The organism is Pseudomonas sp., from assembly GCF_028293835.1.
Lineage (GTDB): Bacteria > Pseudomonadota > Gammaproteobacteria > Pseudomonadales > Pseudomonadaceae > Aquipseudomonas.
Genome location: NZ_JAQGNX010000006.1, coordinates 1 through 7,208 on the forward strand (window position 1 = coordinate 1; position 7,208 = coordinate 7,208).

Consider the following 7,208-nt stretch of genomic DNA (forward strand, 5'->3'; position numbering starts at 1 on the left):
GCCAGTCGGTCATGTCCCTGAGCCGATACGCACAACCACGGGGGTTGCACGTTGGGGACGGTGTGCATGTCCGCTTGACGGAAAGCCTTAAGTCCTCCTGCAATCTCCACCTTGAACTTTCGGGTTCAAGGGCTACACCGACAGCGGTTCGTCGGGGAGTCTAATTTTTAGTCCATTGCCAGTTTGCTGTCTGGCGATGGTTTTTACGAATCGGCAGTCAGCCCCGATTTATTTATTTCGGGATCAGCCGACTCTGGACCAGCCTGAATGACCAGTCCCGCGCCTCTTTCGCGCCAGCAACTGCGTACCCAGTTGCGCAAAACCCGCCGCGCTTTAAACCGCACTCAGCAACGCCAAGCCGCCCGCGGCCTGTACCGTCAGCTCTCGCAAAACCCTCTGTTTCGCCGCGCCAGACACATCGCGCTATACATTCCCAATGACGGCGAAATTGATCCCCGTATGCTGCTGCGTGCTGCCCAAAGACGCGGCAAAAAAACCTATCTGCCTGTGCTGAGTGCCTGGCCAAGAACCAAGATGGTTTTTCAGCGCGTACGGCCCGGGGAAAAATTCATACCTAACCGTTTTCGCATCCCCGAGCCGCGCGTCAACCTTGCCCGGCAACGTGTTGTGTGGGCACTGGATTTGATTCTTTTGCCGTTGGTGGGGTTTGATGAGCTGGGCGGTCGGCTGGGCATGGGCGGTGGTTTTTACGACCGCAGCCTTGCGTATCAATCCCGCAGAAAAAACTGGCAGAAGCCGGTATTGCTCGGATTGGCCCACGAATGTCAAAAGGTCCATAGATTGGCCCAGGCAAGTTGGGACGTACCTATGCAAGGCACCGTGACCGATAAGCGCTGGTACGGCGTGAAGAACGAAGAGCGGGGCTAGACGCTGCCGTTGATAGCAGCGTCGAAAAGGTCAATCAATGACGCGTCGGTTTCTGCGGTTTCTGTTGTTGAGACTGCTGTTGTTGCTGAGAAATCTCGACAGGGGCGTCTGCTTTATTTGTCCACAAACTCTGCGCGTAGCCGGTAGTTACTACACCCAAACCGAACAAAAAAGCCAGAATCCACAATATATCCGGTTTGCGTTTCATCGATTGCCCCCCTTGGGCAAATCAATGCGCTGCAAGCACGGCTTTTTTATAGGCGGTGCGGCAACGCGATGCTTAAAATCCCGGGCATTCTCCGACAACATTGAGGCGCGCGCAAATGATGGCGTCAACCGACCGTCGGTTTGTCATAAAATTGCTTACACATTACCAACCCCCCGATGAAGGAGCACCAACCATGGCCTACTGGCTGATGAAATCGGAGCCGCAAGAACTCTCGATCAAAGACTTTCAACGCTTGGGCGAAACACGCTGGGACGGCGTGCGCAATTACCAGGCACGAAATTTCATCCGCGCCATGGCGTCTGACGACACCTTCTTTTTCTACCACTCCAGCTGCTCGCAACCCGGGATTGTCGGCATTGGCCGTATTGTCGATGTCGCCTATCCGGATCCGAGTGCTCTGGACCCCGGTGGCAAGTACTTCGACCCTAAATCCAGCGAAAACAAGAATCGTTGGAGTGCGGTGAATGTCAGCTTCATCGAAGCTTTTCCCCAAGTGCTGAAAATCAGCTTCTTGAAGCAGCAAAAAGCGCTGGAACAACTCCCGCTGGTACAAAAAGGCACCCGGCTTTCGGTGATGCCAGTGACCGCCGAACAATGGCAAGCGATCCTGGCTTTACGTTGAGCGCAGTTACTGAATGATCAGGTTGTTGAAGAGCAGGTCTTCAACAACAGGCTTGCCCTCTTCGTCATTCATAACTTGCCGGGTTTGCTTCAGCGCTTCCTGACGCAGCTTTTCCTTGGCCTCGACACTGTTCATGTCGTCGACGGTCTGCTGGGCGAACAACGCAACCAATTGGTTACGAATCAGCGGTTCGTTGTGCCTCACGGACTTCTCGGCATCGGCACCTGTGACCCGCAAAGCGATATCGGCTTTGTAGACGTGCAGCTTCGGTCCGCCATCAAGGCCATAATTGCCGACAAGCGCTGGGCTGAGGCTGACATACGCGACTTTGCCGGCATCGCCCTCTTTAGACTCTTCGGCCATCGCCACTATGGGCAGTGAAAAAGCCAACAACATGATGGTCCACGCTTTCACAGTTCACACCTCTTCCGATTTGCTGCGTAGCTTACTGCAACTTATGGCTGCTTATATGGCTCCGGCATTCTGATTGACCCAGAAACCCGCTTATCTACACTTATCGGCCATCACTCGAAAAGGAATAGCCCGATGAAAGCCGTGCTGTGCAAAGCGTTCGGTCCCGCCGAAACATTGGTGCTGGAAGAAGTCGCCCGTCCAGAAGCGAAGAAAAACGAAATCGTCCTGGACGTGCATGCGGCGGGGGTCAATTTCCCGGACACGCTCATCATCGAAGGCAAATACCAATTCAAACCGCCTTTCCCTTTCTCACCGGGCGGCGAAGCATCAGGCGTGATTTCAGCCGTCGGCGAAAAGGTAAGCCACCTGAAAGTCGGTGACCGAGTCATGGCACTGACCGGGTGGGGCAGCTTTGCAGAACAAATCGCAGTAGCAGGCTACAACGTGCTGCCTATTCCTGAGGCAATGGACTACATCACCGCCGCCGGTTTCAGCATGACCTACGGCACCTCCATGCACGCGCTCAAACAACGCGCCAACCTGCAGCCCGGCGAAACGTTGCTAGTGTTAGGCGCCTCAGGTGGCGTAGGCCTCGCTGCCGTCGAAATTGGTAAAGCCATGGGCGCCAGAGTCATCGCCGCCGCGAGCAGCGCCGAAAAACTCGCCGTGGCTCAGGCCGCAGGCGCAGATGAGTTGATCAACTACAGCGAGACCAACCTCAAGGAGGAAATCAAACGGCTTACCAACGGGGTCGGTGTTGATGTTATTTATGATCCAGTTGGCGGTGATCTTTTTGATCAGGCAGTGAGGTCCATTGCCTGGAATGGCCGGTTATTGGTGGTGGGGTTTGCCAGCGGGCGTATTCCTGAATTACCGGTGAACTTGGCGTTGTTAAAAGGCGCCTCGGTGGTAGGGGTTTTTTGGGGGTCTTTTGCGCAGCGGCAGCCGCAGGATAATGCCGCGAACTTTCAGCAGTTGTTTGCTTGGTATGCGGAGGGAAAGTTGAAGCCGTTGGTATCGCAGGTTTATCCGTTGGAAAAGGCCGGAGAGGCAATTGATTCGTTGGCGCAGCGGAAAGCGGTCGGGAAGGTAGTTGTCCAAGTCAGGTAACTGCGATTTAAGCCTGGGCTGCCGCAATGGCGGCTCGGGAGTTAATGAATAACTATTACCCCATTCCCCCCGTGGGACCGAATTCATTCGGGAAGCTTTATCGGGTCGCAGCGCTACACCCATTCGCGAATTAACTAGCGCCCACCAGATTGTTATGTATTTTCCAATATGCGCACGCGCCCCCCCCTGTAGGAGCCAACTGGTTGGCGAGGCGCCGTATGTGACCCACCATGTTAAATCTTTGCTAACAAGCTAGCTTCTACAGAAGACCTTTGCGCCTTATCATTTCATTGCGCTTTATCAAAGTAAAATAGCACCGGGGCCATGGCTTCGATTTCCGATGGACTATCGTTTTCCATGGACCATGGCTCAAACCGCCAACTTGATACTGTTTGCAAAGCAGACTCGGCAAATTCGGTGTGGGAGGCTTCGAATATTTCGGCGGTTTTCACCACGCCGTTGGCGGCGACTATGAAATAGACTTTCACCGCCCCCTCCACTTTGGAACTCTTCAACTTGTCAGGGTAAACGGGGTCGGGCTTATAGACCGGAACAAGCTCAATATTGTGCGCCGGCACAACTGTCGGCCACAGCATAACTAAGGCACACATTGCCAACTTCATTTTCACCCCTCCTCCATTCGTGCTTAAATATAGCGAACGAAATGATAATGCGATGTGATTGCAAAATATAGGCGTAACCTTCTTGCCCGGATGTAGGATCCATCTGAAAAAAAGCTCTCCATGGGAGGGTTGGAATCAGAAAGGCAAGTATTTGGAAAACTGACAACGGGTTAGGATCCGTTGCAGAAGAGAGCCTGCTCGCGACCAACTGCATAGCAGTCGTTAATGAAGCAATTTAATTTCCCTGTGAAAACCGGTTTGGACATTGGGGGCGGCTTCGAGGTCCATCGCGAGCAAGCCCGCTCCTACAATGAATTTTGCATAACGCTGACGCTGACGGGCGCTGCAATAATATTGATGATTGTGATCAAAGGAACTTTCTAATGTCATGTGGAAAATAACCGACATAAATTGCGCCTAGGTTGTCACGGCAGTTACCACCACCCCATCGAACTGTATTGAAATACGTACCACGACATTTCCGAACACACTCTCATGCTTCAACTGCTCAGGATATTTTGGGCTCGGCGTATTGAGCGGAATAAGCAGAGGCTTTTCCGCTTTCGCTATCAATGAAAGCAACATCAGTAACAAACACAGACAGATCTTCATTCTTGGCACCTATTTCGTGGGTCAAGAATGATAATTAGCTTGTAGAATGATGTTAATCCTGACGCTTCCCGTTTGGATGTAGGACGTTTCTCAAATATTTTCGATATACCGTGCCGTATTGTTCGCGAACAAGTTCGCTCCCACCCAATCCACGATCAAGTCAAATCTTATGCGGGATCAATGCAGTCGATGTGCGGTCAAGCCACGCGAATTTCAGCGCCCTGTCCACAACGCTTGAGCGTCGCTTCCAGGTTCAAGTCCGGCATGGCGTGTCTGCGCAGGCAGTTGGCGGTTTGTTCGACGTAATCGCGGGTGGTGCCATAGCGGCCGGTGGCGCTGGCCAGTACCTGGCTGAGGATGTTGTCGGGCAGGTTGCCGGCGTAGCTAGGCAGGTGGCGCTCCAGTACGAAGCCTAATGCCTGGACGCGGGTGCCGTCTTCGAGACGGCAGCTTAACCAGTGGGGGCGATAAGAGGGGTACGGCATTTCGCGCTGCCACAGGGCGAGCAGTGATTCTTGTAGGCATTCGTCGGGCAAGCGGTAAGCAAACCCGCTGCATGAGCCGCCGCGATCGAGGCCGAATACCAGGCCAGGAAGCTCTGGAGTGCCGCGGTGTTCGTGGGACCAAAGGTACAAACCGCGATGATAACCGTGCACCCGTCCGCGCTGACGCTCCACGGCGGAGCATTCTGGACGCCAAATGAGCGATCCATAAGCGAACAGCCACACCGGACCGCCTTTATGCAGCAGCATGGTGGCTTGCATCGAGCCAAGCAGTTGTTCGCGAGTCAGTTGCGGGCCTATGTCAATAACCGGCGGGTAGCTAAGCTCAAGGCCGAGATGGTCAGCCGTGATCAAACTATTGAGTTCGTTCCCCATTACGTTCCCCTCTGGCATTGCCACACCAGTTGTCGCTGACCTGATTCTTTATGCAATTTGTACTCCACTGCCTGCGTTGTTCTTCCAGGCGGTAGTGAAAACAAAGACGCTGCGGCTTATTCATCGGTCACGGTTATAGCTTAGATGCGTTAACCGTCGATCCTAAATACCAAAATCGAATAGCCTCCGACGAAAAGTGTCAACGCCTGTCAGGGCAAGTCCGCTTCCCCACTCACTCGCCGACCGCCCGACCATATCGGAAAACTCCTACATCCTTTGTCGGCAGGACACCCTATCAAGCAACCAGACAGGTGCGTATAAAGCCGCCCCTGGCTACCGAATGCCGAGGAGATAAAGATGAAAAAAGGTTCATTCACACTTTCGGTTCTGATCGGGCTGCTAACCGCGTCAACGGGAATCGAGGCGACTGAAGCGCTGCAGCAGAGCCAAGATGGCTTTTGGTTACTACAAACCAGCGCTTATACGCGGCACTTTTCCCCTGATCCAGATCATAACAATCGGCAACAACTGATCGGTCTTGAGCGCAACGAGGGATCAGGATTGCTTTACGGAGTGGCGACGTTTCGCAATTCTTATGACCAGCAATCGACGTATGGATATATCGGCAAACGCTTCGACAGTGCGGACTATCCGGTCTACGTAAAAGTGTCAGGGGGGCTCATGCATGGCTATCGCGGTGAATATCGCGACAAGATTCCTTTCAACCGCTTTGGCATCGCGCCGGTAATTATTCCATCGGCAGGGGTCCATCTGGGCCCTGTCACGGCCGAGGCGGTGTTATTGGGGCTTTCGGCAACAATGGTGAACGTCGGGGTTCGGTTCTAAATTAAATAAAGCGCATCAACCTCTGGGCGCGTAGGCAAATACATCGGCGTGCATTTGGTGCGCGTCCATTCCGGCGCTGACCAATGCATCGAGGGTGGCGTAAACCATGTTCGGCGAGCCGCTGGCGTACACAATTACCGACGACAGATCGCTGATGTCTTCGCAGACCGCTTCGTGCAGCATGCCGCAGCGCCCTTCCCAGCCGCATAAATCGCTGACGACTTTATGCAAGAACAGGTTGGGCAGTTGCTTCCACTCGTCCCAGTGAGGCATCTCGTAGAATTCTTCTGGCCGCCGAACGCCCCAATATAAGTGCACAGGGTGTGGAAAACCTTCGGCGCGACAATGCTCGATCAGGCTTTGCATCTGGCCCATGCCGGTCCCTGCGGCAATCAACACCAGCGGGCCTTCCGGCAGATCGGCAAGGTGTGAATCGCCATAAGGCAATTCGACGTTGACCATGCTGTTGCGTTGTAGCTGCGCGATCAGGCTCAACGCGCTGGCCTCACGGGCCAGCACGTGCATCTCAAGATCACGGCCCCGATGTGGCGACGAAGCCATTGAGAACGCCGATTTCTCTCCGTTTTCGCGCTCGATCATCAGGTACTGCCCGGCGTGATAACGCGGGGGTTTGCCAGCAGGTGCTCGCAGGCGGATGCGCCATACGTCGCCGCCGACATCGACGCACTCGGTGACCTGACACGCCAACTTGCGCAACGGCAATTCGTTACGCGCCAACACGCCGTCCCACATCACCACGCAGTCTTCCAGCGGTTCGGCCAGGCAGGCGTAAAACTCGCCATGGTCGCGCGTCTCACCCGCCTGTGACACCCGGCCCTCGACCAACAACGCCGCGCAGATATGGCAATTGCCATTTCGGCAGCTCTGCGGACAGTCATAACCGAGGCGTTGTGCAGCGTCGAGTATTCGCTCGCCGGGCAACATCTCTAGTACCGCACCTGACGGCTGCAACGTTACGCGCATCA

10 protein-coding genes and 1 other RNA gene are annotated in these 7,208 nt (G+C 54.4%); 5 read left to right on the forward strand and 6 right to left on the reverse strand.

The window, feature by feature from the left end:
* Together ssrS and JWR17_RS00645 are read left to right on the forward strand one after the other, a co-directional pair.
* Positions 1-162: non-coding RNA, 6S RNA (gene ssrS, locus JWR17_RS00640), on the forward strand; the annotation flags it as partial.
* A gap of 105 nt (positions 163-267) precedes the next feature.
* A complete protein-coding gene (locus JWR17_RS00645; RefSeq protein WP_299827294.1) occupies positions 268-888 on the forward strand; it encodes a 5-formyltetrahydrofolate cyclo-ligase in 621 nt (206 codons plus the stop codon).
* A gap of 34 nt (positions 889-922) precedes the next feature.
* Here JWR17_RS00645 and JWR17_RS00650 read toward each other — a convergent pair whose 3' ends face one another.
* Positions 923-1,096: a hypothetical protein gene (locus JWR17_RS00650; protein WP_299827296.1), complete on the reverse strand. Its 174-nt coding sequence runs from the start codon at positions 1,094-1,096 to the stop codon at positions 923-925.
* Positions 1,097-1,289: 193 nt separating this feature from the next.
* Between JWR17_RS00650 and JWR17_RS00655 the strand changes: the two genes are divergently transcribed.
* A complete protein-coding gene (locus tag JWR17_RS00655) occupies positions 1,290-1,739 on the forward strand; it encodes an EVE domain-containing protein (RefSeq protein WP_299827298.1) in 450 nt (149 codons plus the stop codon).
* A 6-nt stretch (positions 1,740-1,745) separates the two neighbouring features.
* Here JWR17_RS00655 and JWR17_RS00660 read toward each other — a convergent pair whose 3' ends face one another.
* Positions 1,746-2,153 (reverse strand): flagellar basal body-associated protein FliL, encoded by a 408-nt coding sequence (locus JWR17_RS00660; RefSeq protein WP_299827300.1) that lies wholly within the window; start codon positions 2,151-2,153, stop codon positions 1,746-1,748.
* Positions 2,154-2,285: 132 nt separating this feature from the next.
* On the opposite strand from JWR17_RS00660, the gene JWR17_RS00665 reads away from it, so the two are divergent.
* Positions 2,286-3,263, forward strand: coding sequence for an NADPH:quinone oxidoreductase family protein (locus JWR17_RS00665; RefSeq protein WP_299827302.1), 978 nt, complete (start codon positions 2,286-2,288; stop codon positions 3,261-3,263).
* A 287-nt stretch (positions 3,264-3,550) separates the two neighbouring features.
* Here the strand turns inward: JWR17_RS00665 and JWR17_RS00670 are convergent, their stop codons facing one another.
* The 3 genes from JWR17_RS00670 to JWR17_RS00680 form a co-directional block, all read right to left on the reverse strand.
* Complete coding sequence (locus JWR17_RS00670; RefSeq protein ID WP_299827303.1) at positions 3,551-3,886, reverse strand: energy transducer TonB; 336 nt, start codon at positions 3,884-3,886, stop codon at positions 3,551-3,553.
* A 222-nt stretch (positions 3,887-4,108) separates the two neighbouring features.
* Positions 4,109-4,294 (reverse strand): hypothetical protein, encoded by a 186-nt coding sequence (locus JWR17_RS00675; protein WP_299827305.1) that lies wholly within the window; start codon positions 4,292-4,294, stop codon positions 4,109-4,111.
* 401 nt (positions 4,295-4,695) lie between these two features.
* Complete coding sequence (locus tag JWR17_RS00680; protein WP_299827307.1) at positions 4,696-5,376, reverse strand: gamma-glutamylcyclotransferase; 681 nt, start codon at positions 5,374-5,376, stop codon at positions 4,696-4,698.
* Between the two features lie 357 nt (positions 5,377-5,733).
* On the opposite strand from JWR17_RS00680, the gene JWR17_RS00685 reads away from it, so the two are divergent.
* Complete coding sequence (locus tag JWR17_RS00685) at positions 5,734-6,222, forward strand: sn-glycerol-3-phosphate transporter (RefSeq protein ID WP_299827309.1); 489 nt, start codon at positions 5,734-5,736, stop codon at positions 6,220-6,222.
* 15 nt (positions 6,223-6,237) lie between these two features.
* Here the strand turns inward: JWR17_RS00685 and JWR17_RS00690 are convergent, their stop codons facing one another.
* Positions 6,238-7,206: a CDP-6-deoxy-delta-3,4-glucoseen reductase gene (locus JWR17_RS00690; RefSeq protein ID WP_299827311.1), complete on the reverse strand. Its 969-nt coding sequence runs from the start codon at positions 7,204-7,206 to the stop codon at positions 6,238-6,240.
* Between the last annotated feature and the right edge of the window lie 2 nt (positions 7,207-7,208).